We start from the raw sequence: 18,201 nt of genomic DNA on the forward strand, positions 1-18,201 counted from the left end.
AAGTGATCCCTTCGCCAACAAAAAACCCGGCACATGGCCGGGTTTTTGTGGATCACTGAACGACGGGCTTAAACGATGCCCTGGGCCAGCATGGCGTCGGCGACTTTGACGAAGCCGGCGATGTTGGCGCCTTTCACGTAGTTCACGAAACCGTTTTCTTCGCGGCCATAGCTCACGCAAGCGTGGTGGATCGACTGCATGATGGCGTGCAGACGCTCGTCCACTTCACCGGCGGTCCAGGACAGGCGCATGGCGTTCTGGCTCATTTCCAGGCCGCTGGTAGCTACGCCGCCGGCGTTGGATGCCTTGCCCGGCGCGTACAGAATGCCGGCGTCGATGAACAGGTCCACCGCGTCCAGCGTCGAAGGCATGTTGGCGCCTTCGGCCACGCAGAAGCAGCCGTTCTTCAACAGCGTGCGGGCGTCGTTGGCGTCCAGTTCGTTCTGGGTGGCGCATGGCAGTGCGATGTCGCACGCGAGAGTCCAGGGACGCTGGCCTTCGAGGAACTGCAGACCAAAGTGCTCAGTCATCTCGCGGATGCGACCACGACGGACGTTTTTCAGGTCCATCAGGTAATCCCACTGCTCATCGGTCAGACCGGTTTCGGCAAACAGCGTACCTTCCGAGTCGGACAGCGATACCACGATACCGCCCATGTCCATGACCTTGCGGGCCGCGTATTGAGCAACGTTGCCGGAGCCGGAGATGGCCACGCGCTTGCCGTCGATGCCGCCCTTGCGGCGGTCCTTGAGCATTTCTTCGGCGAAGTACACACAGCCATAGCCGGTGGCTTCCGGACGGATCAAGCTGCCGCCGTAGGAGATGCCCTTGCCGGTGAAGACCGAGGTGAAGTTGTTCGCCAGACGCTTGTACTGCCCGTACATGTAACCGATTTCACGGGCACCGACGCCGATATCACCGGCCGGGACGTCGCAATCCGCACCAATGTGACGGTACAGCTCGGTCATGAACGACTGACAGAAGCGCATGACTTCAGCGTTGCTCTTGCCCTTCGGATCGAAGTCGGAGCCGCCTTTGCCGCCGCCCATGGGCAGCGTGGTCAGGGAGTTCTTGAACACCTGTTCGAAGGCCAGGAACTTGAGCACGCCCAGATTGACCGACGGGTGAAAGCGCAGGCCACCCTTGTACGGGCCAATGGCGCTGCTCATCTGAATGCGGAAGCCACGGTTGACGCGGGTACGCCCCTGATCGTCCTGCCACGGTACGCGGAACAGGATGGCGCGCTCCGGCTCGACGATGCGTTCGATGATGCCGGCTTCGAGGTAATGCGGGTTGGCTTCCAGGAAGGGCCACAAGCTGCGCAGCACTTCTTCGACCGCCTGGTGGAATTCAGGCTGGTCCGGATCACGACGCTTCAGACGGTCTAGGAAGGAATCTACTGAGATGCTCATGTGCTGCTTCCAGTGAAATTTGCCATAGGCTTGAAAAATTTAGGGGCGAGACTTTATCAAGCAAGAAGTCACCACGGAAGTGCAAAATGTCGTTTTTATGAAACTTTATGGTGCGAACTTGTAAATCGCCTCCGCAAAAGCCTAGTCAACAATCGAGGTCGTGCTGCATAGGCGCGCAGGTGCGACAAAAGCGCACAGCATTAAAACTGACACAACAAAATGGGGCCAAGCAGGCCCCATTTTGAATCCCATCCGAAGTACCGCTTACTGGGTAAGCTTCTTGTAGCGCACCCGATGCGGCTGTGCCGCGGCGTCGCCCAGACGCTTCTTGCGATCAGCTTCGAACTCGGTGTAGTTGCCCTCGAAGAACACCACCTTGCCATCATCCTCATAAGAAAGGATGTGCGTGGCGATACGGTCGAGGAACCAACGGTCGTGGGAAATGACGATGGCCGAGCCCGGGAAGTCCAACAGGGCATCTTCCAGCGCACGCAAGGTTTCCACGTCGAGGTCGTTGGACGGTTCGTCCAGCAGCAGCACGTTGCCGCCTTGCTTCAAGGTCAGCGCCATGTGCAAACGACCACGCTCACCGCCAGAGAGGTCCTTGACGAACTTCTGCTGGTCGGCGCCCTTAAAGTTGAAGCGCCCGACATAGCCGCGCGACGCCACTTCGTAGTTGCCCACCTTGATCATGTCCAGGCCGTCCGACACCTGCTCCCAGACGGTCTTGTTGCCGTCCAGGCTGTCGCGGCTCTGGTCGACGCTGGCCAGCTGCACGGTATCGCCGATCTCGATGCTGCCGGAATCCGGCTGTTCCTTGCCGAGGATCATGCGGAACAGGGTGGACTTGCCCGCGCCGTTGCCGCCGATCACGCCGACGATGGCGCCCTTCGGCACGCTGAAGTTCAGGTTGTCGATCAGCAGGCGGTCGCCATAGCCCTTCGACACATTATTGAACTCGATGACCTTATCACCCAGACGCGGACCGGCCGGGATGTAGATCTCGTTGGTTTCGCTGCGCTTCTGGAATTCCTGCGACTGCATTTCCTCGAAACGCTGCAAGCGAGCCTTCGACTTCGACTGACGCGCCTTGGCGCCTTGGCGCACCCACTCCAGCTCGGCCTTCATGGCCTTGGCATGGGAGGCTTCTTGCTTGGCTTCCTGGCTCAGGCGCGCGGCCTTGGATTCCAGCCAGCCGGAGTAGTTGCCTTCATAAGGAATGCCATGGCCACGGTCCAGCTCGAGAATCCAGCCGGCGACGTTGTCCAGGAAGTAACGGTCGTGGGTGATTGCCACCACAGTGCCCGGGAAATCGTGCAGGAAGCGCTCCAGCCAGGCCACCGAGTCGGCATCCAGGTGGTTGGTCGGTTCGTCGAGCAGCAGCATGTCCGGCGCCGAGAGCAGCAAGCGGCACAGGGCTACGCGGCGTTTTTCACCGCCCGACAGGTGTTCGATCTTCGCGTCCCACGGCGGCAGGCGCAGCGCGTCGGCGGCGACTTCCAGCTGACGCTCCAGGTTGTGACCGTCGGAAGCCTGGATGATGGCTTCCAGCTTGGCCTGCTCGGAGGCCAGGGCATCGAAGTCGGCGTCCGGTTCGGCGTAAGCGGCGTAAACCTCGTCGAGGCGGGCCTGGGCCTGCTTGATCTCGCCTACGGCTTCTTCAACGATGTCGCGCACGGTTTTCTGCGGATCGAGCTGCGGCTCCTGGGGCAGGTAGCCGACATTGATGCCCGGCATCGGGCGGGCTTCACCGTCGATCTCGGTGTCGACACCGGCCATGATGCGCAACAGAGTCGACTTACCCGAGCCGTTGAGGCCGAGCACGCCGATCTTGGCGCCGGGGAAGAACGACAGGGAAATATCCTTGAGAATTTCACGCTTCGGCGGAACGACCTTGCTAACCCGATGCATGCTGTAAACGTACTGAGCCATGACTGACCTTGGATTCAAAAATTCAGGGATATCGGCAAGCGCGAGGAGGCAGATAGCCTGATATGCACCCTTTCGGTGTCGCGCATGCGGGGGATTGCGCAAGAACCGACAGGACTGCCGCGCGCATCCGGTAAAGCTACCGGAATGCGCCGTACAGGGCAAACCGACCGCGGCTGCCGGAGCGCTTTTACGACGCTAGGCTAGGGTCTGCTCCCGTTTCACGCACGTGCCGCGACGGAGCCAGTTTTTGCGCGAGACAAGGCACGAGTCGCGAAGTTTGGTCGTTCCAAATAAGCGACGAGAAACGCTGTATCGCGCAAAAACTGGCCCGTCCCTTCGGGTTGCGCGGCTCGCGCCGAAACGGGAACAGACCCTGATAGCAGGCATCAACGTGAAGCGCATTCGCGCTGCATATGAATGTGCCTGCATATGCCGTGAATCCGAGGATAGGGTAGAATGCGCGGCTTACTTTCCTCCGCCAGCTGATTTCCAGGGGACCGCCATGTTCAGCCGTGATTTGACTATCGCCCGTTTCGACGCCGACCTTTATGCCGCCATGGAGCAAGAAGCTCAGCGTCAGGAAGAACATATCGAGCTGATCGCCTCGGAAAACTACACCAGCCCGGCTGTGATGGAAGCCCAGGGCAGCGTGCTGACCAACAAGTACGCCGAAGGCTACCCGGGCAAGCGTTACTACGGCGGTTGCGAATACGTCGACGTGGTCGAGCAACTGGCCATCGACCGCGCCAAAGAACTGTTCGGCGCCGACTACGCCAACGTCCAGCCGCACGCCGGCTCGCAAGCCAACAGCGCCGTTTACCTGGCCCTGCTCAACGCTGGCGACACCATCCTGGGCATGAGCCTGGCCCACGGCGGCCACCTGACCCACGGCGCCAGCGTTTCCAGCTCCGGTAAGCTGTACAACGCCGTGCAGTACGGCATCAACGACCAAGGCCTGATCGACTACGACGAAGTCGAGCGCCTGGCCCTGGAGCACAAGCCGCGCATGATCGTTGCCGGCTTCTCCGCCTACTCGCAGATCCTCGACTTCCCGCGCTTCCGTGAAATCGCCGACAAGGTCGGTGCCTACCTGTTCGTCGACATGGCCCACGTGGCCGGTCTGGTTGCCGCTGGCATCTACCCGAACCCGGTTCCGTTCGCCGACGTGGTCACCACCACCACCCACAAGACCCTGCGCGGCCCGCGTGGCGGCCTGATCCTTGCGCGCGCCAACGCCGAGATCGAGAAGAAGCTGAACTCCGCCGTATTCCCGGGCGCCCAGGGCGGCCCGCTGGAACACGTGATCGCCGGTAAGGCCATCTGCTTCAAGGAAGCCCTGCAGCCGGAATTCAAGGAATACCAGAAGCAAGTCGTCAAGAACGCCCAGACCATGGCCCAGGTGTTCATCGAGCGCGGCTTCGACGTGGTTTCCGGGGGCACCGAGAACCACCTGTTCCTGCTCTCGCTGATCAAGCAAGACATCACCGGTAAAGATGCCGACGCCGCCCTGGGCCGCGCCTTCATCACCGTGAACAAGAACAGCGTACCGAACGACCCGCGCTCCCCGTTCGTCACCTCCGGTCTGCGTATCGGTACTCCAGCCGTCACCACACGCGGTTTCAAGGAAGCCGAGTGCCGCGAACTGGCGGGCTGGATCTGCGACATCCTTGCCGACCTGAACAACGAAGCGGTGATCGACGCCGTGCGTGAGAAGGTCAAGGCCGTGTGCGCCAAGCTGCCGGTGTACGGCAAGTAAGCCCTACGCGGAAACACAAAAAACCCGGCAGCGATGCCGGGTTTTTTATTGCCTAGTGGAAATTGGGTGAATGGACAGAGGCGGTGGCGAAATAGTAGCTTCGGTTTGGTTAATGGTTTTTAGGTAGCCGGCTGAATGTTTCGTGTAGTTAGGCGGGATGAGTCTTTATTACGGAAGGGAGGCTGGAATTTTGATTAACACACTGATTTTTAAAGGGGAATTTGACTACAGCTGTGTTGCGGGGGCGGATTTATGTAGCGATCAGAGTTGTGCTTAAAACAGCGCGCGATCTGATCGCTGCTCGATGTATATGTTCATTGGTTGATATTACGAGACAGGGAAAAATATAATATGAATAATACAGTCTTGGCAAAATGGTTTGCAGAGCGGCCTCAGTGGCTCCAGGTTGCGGCTATCCGGCTACTTGAGCAATCTGAGCTTGCTGAAAAAGACATCTCTGAACTCGCAACTCTGTGCCAGCAAGAAGCTGACGGAAAGTTACCCAAAACAACCTACCCATTTCCCGCTTCCGCATTCTCTCAGGGCGCTTCTGGCACCTTGCGTTTGTGTTCAATCAGTGATGTTGAAGGAGTAAACGCCCTCGCTCCAAAAAAGCCACTTGAGTTCGGCAAGGGCAATATCACGATTATTTATGGCAATAATGGGGCAGGAAAATCCGGTTACGTCAGACTCCTTAAGCATATATGCGGTGCCCGCGAGACGGGAATTCTGCACCGCAATGTTTATAAGCCTGATTCCGCCTTACAGAAGGCCTGCATTTCGTTCGAGCAGGACGGCGTCACGAAGAGTCATATGTGGTCAGGACAAGGGATCTGCGAAGACCTCAGTAGCGTTGATATTTTCGATACTTCTTTTGGCAAGGTCTTTGTCAGCAGCGAAGACGAGGTGAGCTATGAGCCGCCGGTATTATCGTTTTTCAGCTCGCTCATCGTCGTATGTGAAAAGGTCGCCTCTGCCCTAGACGTAGAGACCAATCGGCACCAATCAAAAAAGCCGAGTATCTCGACTGATAAGAAGGTAACTCCAGAAGGCATCTGGTACGAATCCATCAGCGCCAAGGCCACTATCCGGGATATCGACAAGCATTGCGTATTTAGCAGCTCTGACGAGACCGAAATCCAAACACTGCAGCAACGCCTTGCCGAACAGGCGCCGGCGGATAAGGCGAAGCAGCTTAGAAAGCAAATAATTCATATCGACAGTCTGGCTCAAGATGCCCAAAAGTATCTGGAGCAATTATCGGACGAGAATTATCGACGGATCATTGCTGCTAAAAAGAACTCGATCCTCAAAAAGACAGCAGCAGATGCAACAGCGGAAAAGGTTTTCTCTGGAAGCGATTTGGAAGGCATCGGGTCTGATGTCTGGAAAGAGCTTTGGGAAGCAGCCCGGAACTATTCCGTATCAGATGCCTACAAAGAAGCCGAGTATCCGAATGTTTCGGATGGTTCCCGTTGTGTCCTGTGCCATCAGACCTTGACCCAGGAGGCCAAGGAGAAATTGAGCTCTTTCGAAAATTTCGTGAAGGGCGAAATGCAGAAAGCCGCAACGGATGCGGCCAAGGATTACGAGATCGCTAGTCAAACTATCGAGGCGCTACCAACATCGGAAACGCTGAAGACACGTATTGATGCGGCAGGAATTCCACAGGATGAAGTCGCCAGCCAAGTGACGGATTTCTTTGCTCAATTGCAGGCAAGGAAAGATCAACTCCTTGGGATCGATTCCGAAGAAGCCATTCCCGACCCACTGCTATCCCCCCAATGGATCGAAGAGTCCAACGCTCAGTCGAAAAGGCTTGTTGAACTCGCGGCAAAATATGACGAAGACGCCAAAAACGACAATCGTGAGGAGATCAAGAAAAAGTTGAGTAGCCTGCAGGCCAGAAAGTGGCTGTCTGAGCAACGCTCCGCCATTGATGAAGAAGTCAGCCGATTGAAGCTGCTGAACCAGATCCAGGAAGCAAAAAAAACGACCAACACCAAAGCCTTATCCCAGAAAAAAGGGGAATTGGCAGAAGACTTGATCACAGATGCGTTCGTGCAAAGATTCAACGCTGAGCTTAAGGCCCTCGGCGCATTTCAGGTGAAGGTTGATCTCGTTAAATCCAAGGTTTCCAAGGGCCGCGTCCTTCATAAGCTTCAGCTTCGAGGGGCCTCTCAGAATGGACTCGCCGATGTTCTGAGCGAGGGCGAAAATCGGATCGTTTCCATTGCGGCCTTTTTGGCCGACGTCACCGGCAAGAGCAATCAGGCCCCGTTTATCTTCGACGATCCAATATCCTCACTTGACCAAAGCTATGAGGAGGCCGTGGTTCAAAGGCTGATCGAGCTGTCTCAGGATAAGCAGGTCATTGTTTTTACTCACCGCCTATCCTTGGTTGGAACGGTCAGGCATTTTGCAGAGAAGAAAGCCATCAAGCCCGATGTAGTGAGCATTCGCTCTGCTGACTGGGGTACTGGAGAACCTGCTCCGATTCCACTTTCACAAAGTGACATCAAATCCGCTCTGAACACTCTCATGAACCAGCGGTATCAGGATGCAAAGAGGGCAAGTGAGAACGGCGAATTTGAACATGTCGAAATCTTGCTGAAATCGATATGCAGCGACTTCAGGACTTTGGTGGAGCGCTCTATTGAAAATGATCTGCTGTGCGGGGTGGTTCAAAGATTCCAACGCCCTGTCCATACGTTGAAACTCAAGGAGCTGGCCAAGTTGAAGCACGAGGATTGCAATCTCCTTGATTCGCTCATGACCAAATACTCTGGGTTTGAACACTCACAGCCAGCAGAATCACCTGTGGAGCTGCCGAAACCAGACGATCTTTTAACCGACATGACTTCACTAAAAATATGGCGTGAAGAATATGCAAAGCGTACTGCATAAAAGACCGAATAAGAAATTGCACCGAAAGCCTGTAGGTCCAGTTATTTAGGCGGAAACCAAGTAAAAACGGCTACGGAACCGGATATCAGGGCAAAGGTGTTGGGTCGCTCTTGGTAAATACAGCTCTTCTCTATTTCGGGGAAATGCTGCCGACGGAGCCACTAGAGAAAAAGGGGCGGATTTATTTCCTGCATGCTTTGATGGACAGCTTGGTTGCGAAGTATTCGCCTCGGCTAAAAATGGTTTGTGGGTTAGTTGGCAGAAGATTTCGTGCACTTAGGTAGTATGCGTCTTATTAGGGAAAGGGAGACTAGGATTTTATTAAAATTATTAATTTCTAAGGAAAACTTAACAGTAAGATTTTACCAGGGCGTAATTATTCAGCGCTCAACGCTGTGCCTTAAGAAAGCCGCGACCTTTCACCGCTAGACACGATCTATACTACAAGGAGATATAAAAATGGAATCAGATGAATACGAATACTCTGGATTTTGGGTGAGAGCTGGAGCCACAATAATTGACACCATATTACTATTACTAATAACCACCCCGATTATCGTCACAGTATATGGATGGTCTTATTTCACTGATGAAAGCTATGGGATAATTGCCGGCCCGGCTGATTTTCTAATCTCATGGGTGCTTCCCGCAATAGCTGTCATTGCTTTCTGGATGCTAAAACAAGCCACCCCCGGAAAAATGGCCATCTCCTCAAAAATCGTTGATGCCACAACTGGCAATCCTGCAAGCACAGCCCAGCTAATTGGCCGCTACTTTGCATACTTCGTTTCAGCAATCCCTCTTTGCTTAGGAATTATCTGGGTAGCATTCGACAAGCGCAAACAAGGGTGGCACGACAAGCTTGCGGGAACAGTTGTCATCAAAAAAACCAAGACCGGCCCCGAACCAGTTAAGTTCAGGAACACCTAACAACCCCACGCTCGGGACGTCCGTAAGCCTCGCTTTCAGACGTCCCCTTAACCTCAAAACGACAGATCAGCTTCTCGATAGTGAATGCCGCTTTTTATAGTTAAAGGCGGGCGCGATGTTGGCTTCCGAGTTCTTTTCCGTGCATTACAGACGGCGGACTGCCTGCTCACCCGGCCGTAAGCTGCAACAGGCGAGGCCGCCCTACCCGTGCAGTCTTTTAGTGTTGTTCTTTACCCCAGCACCGTCTCGGCAAACTCTGCGCGAATATCCTCTTCCGGCAATTGGTCTCCGATCAGTACCAGCACGCTGTTGCGCTGCTCGTCCAGACTCCACTCTGAATCCCAATCAAAGGCGTACAGGCGCAATACGCCTTGGAACACCAGACGCTGATCATTGCCGGCGATATTCAGCACTCCCTTGTAGCGCAGCAGCGCATTGCCGTGGCTGTCCAGCAGGCGTTCCATAAAGGCGCTGAGCTTGTCGAGGTCGATTGGCAGCTCGGTGTTCAGCACTAATGTGTTAATGCGGTCGAGGCTTTTGGCGGGGGTCATGGGGCGCAGGCTGAGTACCGGGCCCAAATCGGCGTTCAGGTTGAACCCCCGAATATCCAGCAGTTCCGCCAGGTCGATGCGCCCGTGTTTCACAACGCGGATCGGTGCGCGGCGGTTGATGCGTTGCAGACGCTGGGTCAATGCCTCGACGGCCGGGGAGTCAACCAGATCGGTCTTGCTCAGCAGGATGCGGTCGGCGAAACCCACCTGGGCCTGGGCGATCGCTTCTTGGAGATGGCGCTCGGCATTCACCGCGTCCACCAGGGTGAGCACGCCGTCGAGCACGTAGCGCTCGGCCAGTTCCTCAGTGGCGAAGAAGGTGTGCGTCACCGGCGAGGGATCGGCCAGACCGGTGCATTCGATCAACAGGCGGTCGAAGGCCAGCTCGCCGCTGTCCAGCTTGTCCAGCAGCAAGAACAGAGCTTTCTCCAGCTCGACATGGATGGAGCAGCACACGCAGCCATTGGCCAGGGTCACGACCTGCACGGGCTCGCTGCCCAGCAGTTGGCTGTCGATGGGCGTCTCGCTGTATTCGTTCTCGATCACGGCGATTTTCAGGCCGTGGTCGGCCTCCAGCAGATAGCGCAGCAAGGTGGTCTTGCCGGCGCCGAGAAAGCCGCTGAGTACGGTGACGGGAATGGGGGGCTGGGACATGCAACAGGCTCCTGAAATGAAACGCGCCACGACGGTGCGTGGCGCGTGATTCAATGATTTACCACAACCTGCCTTGATAGGCGTCGCGAGCGTAGGGTGGACAGCGCCGCAGGCTTGTCCACCGCCACTCTGCGACCGATGGTGGACAACGCTAGGCGGTTGTCCACCCTACACTCGGATCAGCAGCAGCGGATGGGGCGACCCTTCCCGCCACCATAGCGGGCATCCTGCCGCTCGCGGAAGAATTCCTTATGGCTCATCACCGGCTGGTCCGGGTGATTGTCGCGCATATGTGCCACGTAGGTGTCGTAGTCCGGCATGCCGACCAGCATGCGTGCCGCCTGCCCGAGGTACTTGCCCATGCGGCTGAGATCATTGAACACGGCGGGTACTCCTTGATAACAAAAGCGCCAGCTCCCGTGTGGAGCTGGCGTACATCCCATCAGACGTTGTCGGGCATGCTCTGGAACGGGGTTTCCTTATCGGTCCGCTCCGTGTGCACCCAGGCCTTGCGACCGACCTTGACCGCGTAGAAAAGGATGCTGAACACCACGAACAAGAACAGAGCGCTGAGCACCGCGTTGGTATAGGCGTTGAGAATCACATTCTCCATCTGCGCCAGGCTCTTGGCCGGGGCCAGAATCTGCCCGGCAGCCAGGGCGGTTTCGTACTTGTCGGCCAAGGCCAGGAAGCCCACTGCCGGGTTCGGGTCGAACAGCTTGATCAGGCTCGCATAGGTGGTGCAAATCAACAGCCAGACCGCGGGGAACAGGGTGACCCAGACGTACTGCTGACGTTTCATCTTGATCAGCACCACGGTGCACAGCATCAGCGCGATACCGGCGAGCATCTGGTTGGAGATGCCGAACAGCGGCCACAAGGTGTTGATGCCACCCAGCGGATCGATCACGCCCTGGTACAGCAGGTACCCCCACAGTGCCACGCAGCCGGCGGTGGCCAGCACGTTGGCACCCCAGGATTCGGTGCGACGCAGCGCCGGCACGAAGGTGCCGAACAGGTCCTGCAGCATGAAGCGCCCGGCACGGGTCCCGGCGTCCACGGCGGTGAGAATGAACAGCGCCTCGAACAGAATCGCGAAGTGGTACCAAAACGCCATACCACCTGCGCCCGGCAACACCGCATGGAGAATCTGCGCGATCCCTACGGCCAGGGTCGGCGCGCCGCCGGCACGGTTGAGGATCGAGTTTTCACCAATGTCGCGGGCCACTGCTTCCAGCGCGTCCGGCGTAATGGCAAAGCCCCAGCTGCTGACCATCGCGGCCACGCTGGCCACGTCGCTGCCCACCACTGCCGGCGGGCTGTTCATGGCGAAATACACGCCCGGCTCGATGATCGAGGCGGCGACCATGGCCATGATGGCGACCATGGATTCCATCAACATGCCGCCATAGCCGATGTAACGGGCGTGGGTTTCATTGGCCAGCAGCTTCGGCGTGGTGCCCGACGAGATCAGCGCATGGAAACCGGACACCGCGCCACAGGCGATGGTGATGAACAGGAACGGGAACAGCGCGCCCTTCCACACCGGGCCGGTGCCGTCGGTGAACTGGGTCAGCGCCGGCATTTTCAGCTCAGGCGCGAGAATCAGGATGCCGATGGCCAGGGCGACGATGGTGCCGATCTTCAGGAAGGTCGACAGGTAGTCGCGCGGCGCAAGAATCAGCCACACCGGCAACACGGCGGCGACGAAGCCGTAGCCCACCAGCATCCAGGTGATCTGCTCGCCGGTGAAGGTAAACACCCCGGACCAGTAGGGATCCTCGGAAATGGCCCCGCCCAGCCAGATCGAACCCAGCAGCAGGGCCACCCCGACCAGCGAGATCTCGCCGATGCGCCCCGGGCGCAGGTAGCGCATGTAGATGCCCATGAGCATCGCAATCGGGATGGTCGCGATCACCGTGAACATGCCCCAGGGGCTGTCCGCCAGCGCCTTGACCACGATCAGCGAGAGCACCGCCAGGATGATGATCATGATCAGGAAGCAGCCGAACAGCGCGATGGTGCCGGGAATCCGCCCCATTTCCTCGCGCACCATATCGCCCAGCGAGCGGGCATTACGGCGCGTGGAAATGAACAGCACCATGAAATCCTGCACCGCACCGGCCAACACCACGCCGGCGATCAGCCATAGCGTGCCGGGCAAGTACCCCATTTGCGCGGCCAGCACCGGGCCCACCAACGGACCTGCGCCGGCAATCGCCGCGAAGTGGTGACCAAACAGCACGTGCTTGTTGGTCGGTACGAAGTCCAGACCATCGTTGTTGAGGACTGCGGGAGTGGCGCGCGTCGGGTCCAGCCGCATCACCTTGGTGGCGATAAACAGGCTGTAGTAGCGGTAGGCGACCAGATACAGGGCCACGGCGGCGACCACGATCCAGAGCGCGTTGATGGCTTCGCCACGGCGCAAGGCCACGACTCCCAAAGCACAGGCACCTATTATCGCCAATACTGCCCAGGGCAGCTGTCGAAGCAGGCTGTTGTTATTCTTATTCATATGTCACCTCCAGGAATTGTCATCCATGAACATGACGGAACGTCGCTGCTTCCAGCGCATCGCATTCGATGCCGCCACTGAGCTGTCGCAAGGCGACAACACCTGGCAGGTCCAGCTGCTGGACATCTCGCTCAAAGGGCTTCTGATCCAACTTCCGGCCAACTGGAGCGGTATAGAAAAGCACCCTTTTCAAGCCTGCCTCACGCTGAGTGCCGACGTGCAAATCCGTATGGACGTGCAACTGGTGCGCAGCCATAACCAACAGCTGGGCTTCAGCTGTCTCAATATAGATGTGGAATCCATCAGTCACCTGCGTCGCCTGGTGGAAATCAACCTGGGCGACGAGCGCCTGATCCAACGCGAACTGGCAGCATTGAGCGGCGCTTAGGAAGACAGGCCTGCGGCCAGCAAGGGCCTTGAACACGACACACGGCTGGGTAGCAACGTAGGGTGGATCGCGCTTTATCGATCCACCGGGTGGCGATCCACCGTGCGGGGCCGTGGTGGATGTAAACGACGACATCCACCCTACGGAGACTCCCCGAATCGGGTAGGAGCCAGCTTGCTAGCAATCCGTTTCCATAACCCCTGCCACTCACCAGCAAGCTGGGCTCCTACAAGCGCTACGTCTGCCAATGACGAGTGCGGATCAACTCCGCAACAGCATTTCTACTCGCGAGCGTGGGCACACCATCGCAACGCCGCAGAAGAACGTAGGGTGGATCGCGCTGTATCGATCCACCGGGTGGCGATCCACCGGGTGGCGCTCCACCGCGCGAGGCCATGATGGATCGAGAAACGCCTTCCCCCTACGGACGTACTGATCGGTAGATCGCCCTACTCAAACAACGCATCCAGCGCTTGTTCCAGGCGCGTCACGGCAATGACTTGCAGCCCTTTTGGCGCCTCCTTGGGTGCATTGGCGCGCGGCACGATGGCGCGTTTGAAGCCGTGCTTGGCCGCTTCTTTCAGGCGCTCCTGGCCGCTGGGCACCGGACGGATCTCACCCGACAAACCGACCTCGCCGAACACTAGCAAGTCGTTGGGGAGAGGCTTGTTGCGCAGGCTGGAAATTACCGCCGCCATCAAGGCCAGGTCGGAGGCGGTTTCCAGTACCTTGACCCCGCCCACCACGTTGAGGAACACGTCCTGGTCGTAGGTGGGAATGCCGCCATGGCGGTGCAACACGGCCAGCAGCATGGCCAGGCGATTCTGATCCAACCCCAGGGTGACACGGCGCGGGTTGTTGGTATGGCTGGTATCCACCAGCGCCTGCACTTCCACCAGCATCGGCCGGGTGCCTTCCCAGGTGGCCATGACCACACTGCCCGGCACTTCTTCCTGCGCGCGGGTGAGGAAGATCGCCGAAGGGTTGGTGACTTCCTTGAGGCCCTTATCGGTCATGCCGAACACGCCCAACTCGTTGATCGCGCCAAAGCGGTTCTTTACGGCACGCAGCAAGCGCAGGCGACCGTCGGATTCGCCCTCGAAATACAGCACGGTGTCCACCATATGTTCCAGTACGCGCGGGCCAGCCAGAGCGCCTTCCTTGGTCACGTGGCCGACCAGGAAAATCGCTGTGCCGCTCTGCTTGGCATAACGCACCAGCAACGCCGCGCTCTCACGCACCTGAGCCACACCGCCGGGCGCGGACTGCAACTGTTCGGTGAAAATTGTCTGGATCGAGTCGATGACCATGACCTTGGGCTTTTCCAAGCGCGCAGTGGCAATGATCGTTTCGATGCAGGTCTCAGTCATCACCTTGAGCTTGTCCTGCGGCAACTCCAGGCGCCGGGCGCGCATCGCCACCTGCTGCTGGGATTCCTCGCCGGTGACGTACAGGGCTGGCAGGCGCTGGGCGATATTGCACAGGGTCTGCAGCAGGATGGTCGACTTGCCGATGCCGGGATCACCGCCGATCAGCACCACCGAGCCGTCCACCAGACCGCCGCCGAGCACGCGATCCAACTCGCCCGATGCCGTAGAAAAGCGCGGCACTTCCTCGACACTGACTTCGGCCAGGGTTTTCAACTGGGCACGCTCGCCGGCCCAACCGGAGCGGCCACTACTGCTGCTCGGCGTACTTTCAATCAGGGTTTCCACCAGCGTGTTCCAGGCGCTGCATTCACCACACTGGCCGGCCCATTTGGGAAACGTGGCGCCGCACTCGGTGCAGCCATACATGCGTTTGGCCTTGGCCATGCCGAACTCCTCATGAATCGAAGCGGGAATGATACGAAACAGCTGGATGGATTTACAGTACGAAGAAGCATAACGCGCAGCCATCCACAGCCACTAGAGCTAGGCTGAAAAGGCACGTCTTGTCAGGAGAGACCGTCATGCCTTTAGAACACCATCCCCTGTCGCGCGAATTTCCGGAATTCCGCCAACAGCTCCAGCAACTGAACAGCACCAATCCTCAGTTCGTTCAGCTGGCACAGAACTACGAGGCGCTGGATAAACGTATTTATGAAGTGGAAGACGGCCGCGAAGCCGTGGACGACCTGGGTTTGCAGGGTTTGAAGAATCAACGCGTGATTCTCAAGGACCAGATCACCGAGCTCCTGAAAAAAGCCAACCCGGCGTCCGGCTAACGGACTATTCCCCAAACGCTACCGTTCCGTAGGGTGATCGCGCTCGATCCATTCGGCGAATCCCGGTGGATGTAAACAACGACATCCACCCTACGGGTCTATCACGAACCGCCAGCGCACCGAACTCCCCCGGATAACTTCGCCGCCGCGGATTTCATGCTGCTCCGTAGGGTGAATCACGCTTCATCGATCCACCAGGCGGGGCTCGGTGAATGTAAGAATCGACATCCGCCCCACGGACTCAGCCCCACGAAACCGCCAACATCTGAGGCTGTCCAGCACGGCTGGGAATGCTGCGCTGCGCCGCACACATCCTGACTGTTTTCAAATCACCGTCTACAGTCAGAGCATCCCCTTTCAGGAGTGGCCTCCCATGAGCTTCATCAGCGAATTCAAGGCGTTCGCCGTCAAAGGCAACATGGTTGATATGGCTGTCGGCATCATCATTGGCGCCGCTTTCGGCAAAATCGTCTCGTCCCTGGTGGCCGACGTGATCATGCCGCCCCTGGGTGTTCTGATCGGTGGCGTGGATTTTTCCGACCTGGCCATTGTGCTCAAGCAAGCCGTGGGCGATGCACCTGCCGTCGTGCTGGCCTATGGCAAATTCATCCAGTCGATCATCGACTTCATCATCATCGCTTTCGCCATTTTCATGGCTATCAAACTGATCAACCGCATGCGCCGTGAAGAAGCCGCCGCCCCGGAAACCCCTCCGGCGCCGACCAAGGAAGAAACGTTGCTGACCGAGATTCGCGACTTGCTCAAGCAGCAAAGGCTCTAGTCCTGCCGCATAGATCTCGCCACGTCGGATGGCGTTGAGCGCAGCGATACCCATCATGATATTGGGCAATTGATGGGCATCGGCGCGAGGCGAACAGGTAAACCTGAATCTCCCTGCCAGCGCCTCGAGCCATCCTACGGCTCCTGCGGCTAGCGTCGCCTACCAATAATTCTCCACCGCCACCTGACCCGGCCGGCGGGTCAGACTCAGCTGCAAATCACGCGCCTTGAGCAGTTGACGGGTGTCTTCAATCATCTGCGGGTTGCCGCAGAGCATGATGCGCGAATGCTCGGGGCTCAGTTCCACGCCAGCCGCGCGCTCCAGCTCGCCACTTTCCAATAGCGTGGTGATGCGCCCATGCAGAGCGTCGGGCTTATGTTCACGGGTAATCGTCGGCAGATAGGTGAGTTTGCCTGCGTGCTCTGCCAGGTAGTCGCGTTGCAGCAAGGTCTCGATCATCCCCTGGTACGCCAGTTCCCGCGCTTCGCGCACGCTGTAGACCAGCACGATGCGCTCGAAACGCTGCCAGACCTCGAAGTCCTGCAGGATCGATAGAAAGGGCGCCAGCCCGGTGCCGGTGGCCAGCAGCCACAGATCCCGACCGTCGGGAAAACGATCCAGGGTCAGAAAGCCGAACGCTTGGCGGTCCACCAGCAGCTCATCACCCGGGCGCAAGCGGCTCAGCTCACTGGTGAATTCGCCGTCCGGCACAACGATAGAAAAGAAATCCAGAAACTCGTCGTGGGGCGCCGAGACCATTGAATAGGCGCGCCAAACGATACTGCCACTGGGCTTGCGCACGCCCAGGCGGGCGAACTGCCCGGCCTGGAAGCGAAAACCAGGATCGCGCGTGGTGCGTAATGTGAACAAACCCGGAGTCAGCGTCTGCACCTCAAGTAAACGTTGGCGGGTGAACTTCTCTTCGCTGGCCGTCATACTTCGCCCCCTTGGTCATCCAATCATCCCCACTCTACCCCTTATCTGCTCCCGGGAAACCCGCCAGTTTTCATGCCTATTCTCGACACGCCCTTCGCCCGCCTCGACCTGATTCGCCAACCCGAGCAGGCCAATGAACCGCTGCAGGCCTTCGATGCCGCCGATGAGTACCTGCTCAGCCATCTGCATGAACAGGGTCTGATGGCTGATACGCGGGTGTTGATCCTCAACGACAGCTTCGGCGCGCTGGCCTGTGCCCTGGCACGCCATTGCCGGGTGGTCAGCAGCGGCGATTCGCACTTGGCACACCTGGCGCTGGAAAAAAACCTGCTGCGCACTGAGCTGCCCAGCACGGGCGTGACGTTTGTGCCGGCCAGCGAGCCGCTGGATGGGCCTTTCGACCGGGTGCTGATCCGCGTGCCCAAAACCCTGGCGCTGCTGGAGGAACAACTGATCCGCCTGCATGGTCAGTTGGCACCCGGCGCACAAGTGGTGGCCGCCGCGATGATCAAGCACCTGCCGCGCGCCGCTGGCGATCTGCTGGAGAAATACCTTGGCCCGGTTCAGGCCTCACTGGCGGTGAAAAAGGCACGCTTGCTGTTGGTCACGCCAGAGGATAAACCGGCACCGACCTCGCCCTACCCCACCCGCTACCGGCTGGATGCGCCGGCGCTGGAGCTGATCAATCACGCCAACCTGTTCTGCCGCGAAGGACTGGATATCGGTACCCGCGCTTTCCTGCCCCACTTGCCGTGCGTCCAGGGCGAGCTGCGCGTGGCCGACCTGGGCTGCGGCAATGGCGTACTGGGCATCGTCTATGCCCTGCACAACCCTCAGGCGCACCTGACGCTGGTGGATGAGTCCTACATGGCCGTGCAATCGGCGCGGGAAAACTGGCAGGCGGCGCTGGGCGAACGCCCGGTGGATATTCGCACCGGCGATGGCCTGGCCGAACAACCTAGCGACTCGCTGGACGTGGTGCTCTGCAACCCGCCGTTCCACCAGCAACAGGTGGTCGGCGATTTTCTGGCCTGGCGCATGTTCCAGCAGGCCAAGGCGGCCCTGAGCGAAGGCGGCGAGTTGTGGATCGTCGGCAATCGCCACCTGGGCTACCACGTCAAGCTCAAGCGACTGTTCGGCAAGGTTGAGCAAATGGCGGCAACGCCTAAATTCGTGATCTTGCGCGCAATCAAGAGCTGATCAGACCGGGCTTGCAGGATATCTGACGCTGCG

14 protein-coding genes are annotated in these 18,201 nt (G+C 58.4%); 7 read left to right on the top strand and 7 right to left on the bottom strand.

Features of this window, described 5'->3' with window-relative positions; translation table 11 throughout:
* Window positions 1-68 precede the first annotated feature (68 nt).
* Window positions 69-1,412, bottom strand: a complete 1,344-nt coding sequence (gene gdhA / locus H9642_RS13840; protein ID WP_251837042.1) for an NADP-specific glutamate dehydrogenase — start codon at window positions 1,410-1,412, stop codon at window positions 69-71.
* A gap of 264 nt (window positions 1,413-1,676) precedes the next feature.
* Window positions 1,677-3,344 carry an energy-dependent translational throttle protein EttA gene (gene ettA / locus H9642_RS13845; protein ID WP_251837043.1) on the bottom strand — a complete coding sequence of 556 codons (1,668 nt, stop codon included), beginning with the start codon at window positions 3,342-3,344 and terminating at the stop codon, window positions 1,677-1,679.
* A gap of 502 nt (window positions 3,345-3,846) precedes the next feature.
* On the opposite strand from ettA, the gene glyA reads away from it, so the two are divergent.
* From glyA to H9642_RS13860, 3 genes are all read left to right on the top strand, one after another.
* Window positions 3,847-5,100, top strand: a complete 1,254-nt coding sequence (glyA, locus tag H9642_RS13850) for a serine hydroxymethyltransferase (protein ID WP_251837044.1) — start codon at window positions 3,847-3,849, stop codon at window positions 5,098-5,100.
* A 351-nt stretch (window positions 5,101-5,451) separates the two neighbouring features.
* Window positions 5,452-8,007, top strand: a complete 2,556-nt coding sequence (locus H9642_RS13855) for an AAA family ATPase (RefSeq protein WP_251837045.1) — start codon at window positions 5,452-5,454, stop codon at window positions 8,005-8,007.
* Window positions 8,008-8,466: 459 nt separating this feature from the next.
* Window positions 8,467-8,937, top strand: coding sequence for an RDD family protein (locus H9642_RS13860; protein ID WP_251837046.1), 471 nt, complete (start codon window positions 8,467-8,469; stop codon window positions 8,935-8,937).
* A gap of 230 nt (window positions 8,938-9,167) precedes the next feature.
* Here H9642_RS13860 and yjiA read toward each other — a convergent pair whose 3' ends face one another.
* From yjiA to H9642_RS13875, 3 genes are all read right to left on the bottom strand, one after another.
* A complete protein-coding gene (gene yjiA / locus H9642_RS13865) occupies window positions 9,168-10,142 on the bottom strand; it encodes a GTPase (RefSeq protein ID WP_251837047.1) in 975 nt (324 codons plus the stop codon).
* A 179-nt stretch (window positions 10,143-10,321) separates the two neighbouring features.
* Window positions 10,322-10,525 (bottom strand): YbdD/YjiX family protein, encoded by a 204-nt coding sequence (locus H9642_RS13870; protein ID WP_251837048.1) that lies wholly within the window; start codon window positions 10,523-10,525, stop codon window positions 10,322-10,324.
* Between the two features lie 59 nt (window positions 10,526-10,584).
* Window positions 10,585-12,657, bottom strand: coding sequence for a carbon starvation CstA family protein (locus tag H9642_RS13875; RefSeq protein WP_251837049.1), 2,073 nt, complete (start codon window positions 12,655-12,657; stop codon window positions 10,585-10,587).
* Between the two features lie 25 nt (window positions 12,658-12,682).
* On the opposite strand from H9642_RS13875, the gene H9642_RS13880 reads away from it, so the two are divergent.
* Window positions 12,683-13,045, top strand: coding sequence for a PilZ domain-containing protein (locus H9642_RS13880; protein ID WP_251837050.1), 363 nt, complete (start codon window positions 12,683-12,685; stop codon window positions 13,043-13,045).
* A gap of 449 nt (window positions 13,046-13,494) precedes the next feature.
* On the opposite strand, the gene radA is transcribed toward H9642_RS13880, so the two are convergent.
* Window positions 13,495-14,859 carry a DNA repair protein RadA gene (radA, locus tag H9642_RS13885; RefSeq protein ID WP_251837051.1) on the bottom strand — a complete coding sequence of 455 codons (1,365 nt, stop codon included), beginning with the start codon at window positions 14,857-14,859 and terminating at the stop codon, window positions 13,495-13,497.
* A gap of 137 nt (window positions 14,860-14,996) precedes the next feature.
* Here radA and H9642_RS13890 point away from each other — a divergent pair, with 137 nt between their 5' ends.
* Together H9642_RS13890 and mscL are read left to right on the top strand one after the other, a co-directional pair.
* Entirely contained in the window at window positions 14,997-15,251 is a 255-nt protein-coding gene (locus H9642_RS13890) for an HP1242/YdcH family protein (protein WP_251837052.1), read from the top strand.
* Window positions 15,252-15,624: 373 nt separating this feature from the next.
* The gene (gene mscL / locus H9642_RS13895; RefSeq protein ID WP_251837053.1) at window positions 15,625-16,032 is read left to right on the top strand and encodes a large-conductance mechanosensitive channel protein MscL; all 408 of its coding nucleotides are present in this window, start codon (window positions 15,625-15,627) and stop codon (window positions 16,030-16,032) included.
* Between the two features lie 159 nt (window positions 16,033-16,191).
* Here the strand turns inward: mscL and H9642_RS13900 are convergent, their stop codons facing one another.
* Window positions 16,192-16,968: a ferredoxin--NADP reductase gene (locus H9642_RS13900; RefSeq protein ID WP_251837054.1), complete on the bottom strand. Its 777-nt coding sequence runs from the start codon at window positions 16,966-16,968 to the stop codon at window positions 16,192-16,194.
* A 72-nt stretch (window positions 16,969-17,040) separates the two neighbouring features.
* On the opposite strand from H9642_RS13900, the gene H9642_RS13905 reads away from it, so the two are divergent.
* A complete protein-coding gene (locus tag H9642_RS13905) occupies window positions 17,041-18,168 on the top strand; it encodes a methyltransferase (RefSeq protein ID WP_251837055.1) in 1,128 nt (375 codons plus the stop codon).
* Window positions 18,169-18,201 lie beyond the last annotated feature (33 nt).

The organism is Serpens gallinarum (assembly GCF_014836765.1).
In the GTDB taxonomy this organism is placed as follows: Bacteria; Pseudomonadota; Gammaproteobacteria; order Pseudomonadales; family Pseudomonadaceae; genus Serpens; species Serpens gallinarum.

Bases quoted from the DNA above. Each gene is read 5' to 3' on its own strand.
- H9642_RS13855 (WP_251837045.1), top strand. From the start codon at position 5,452: ATGAATAATACAGTCTTGGCAAAATGGTTTGCAGAGCGGCCTCAGTGG.
- mscL (WP_251837053.1), top strand. From the start codon at position 15,625: ATGAGCTTCATCAGCGAATTCAAGGCGTTCGCCGTCAAAGGCAACATG.
- glyA (WP_251837044.1), top strand. From the start codon at position 3,847: ATGTTCAGCCGTGATTTGACTATCGCCCGTTTCGACGCCGACCTTTAT.
- ettA (WP_251837043.1), bottom strand. From the start codon at position 3,344: ATGGCTCAGTACGTTTACAGCATGCATCGGGTTAGCAAGGTCGTTCCG.
- gdhA (WP_251837042.1), bottom strand. From the start codon at position 1,412: ATGAGCATCTCAGTAGATTCCTTCCTAGACCGTCTGAAGCGTCGTGAT.
- H9642_RS13860 (WP_251837046.1), top strand. From the start codon at position 8,467: ATGGAATCAGATGAATACGAATACTCTGGATTTTGGGTGAGAGCTGGA.
- H9642_RS13905 (WP_251837055.1), top strand. From the start codon at position 17,041: ATGCCTATTCTCGACACGCCCTTCGCCCGCCTCGACCTGATTCGCCAA.
- H9642_RS13875 (WP_251837049.1), bottom strand. From the start codon at position 12,657: ATGAATAAGAATAACAACAGCCTGCTTCGACAGCTGCCCTGGGCAGTA.
- yjiA (WP_251837047.1), bottom strand. From the start codon at position 10,142: ATGTCCCAGCCCCCCATTCCCGTCACCGTACTCAGCGGCTTTCTCGGC.
- H9642_RS13890 (WP_251837052.1), top strand. From the start codon at position 14,997: ATGCCTTTAGAACACCATCCCCTGTCGCGCGAATTTCCGGAATTCCGC.
- H9642_RS13900 (WP_251837054.1), bottom strand. From the start codon at position 16,968: ATGACGGCCAGCGAAGAGAAGTTCACCCGCCAACGTTTACTTGAGGTG.
- radA (WP_251837051.1), bottom strand. From the start codon at position 14,859: ATGGCCAAGGCCAAACGCATGTATGGCTGCACCGAGTGCGGCGCCACG.
- H9642_RS13880 (WP_251837050.1), top strand. From the start codon at position 12,683: ATGAACATGACGGAACGTCGCTGCTTCCAGCGCATCGCATTCGATGCC.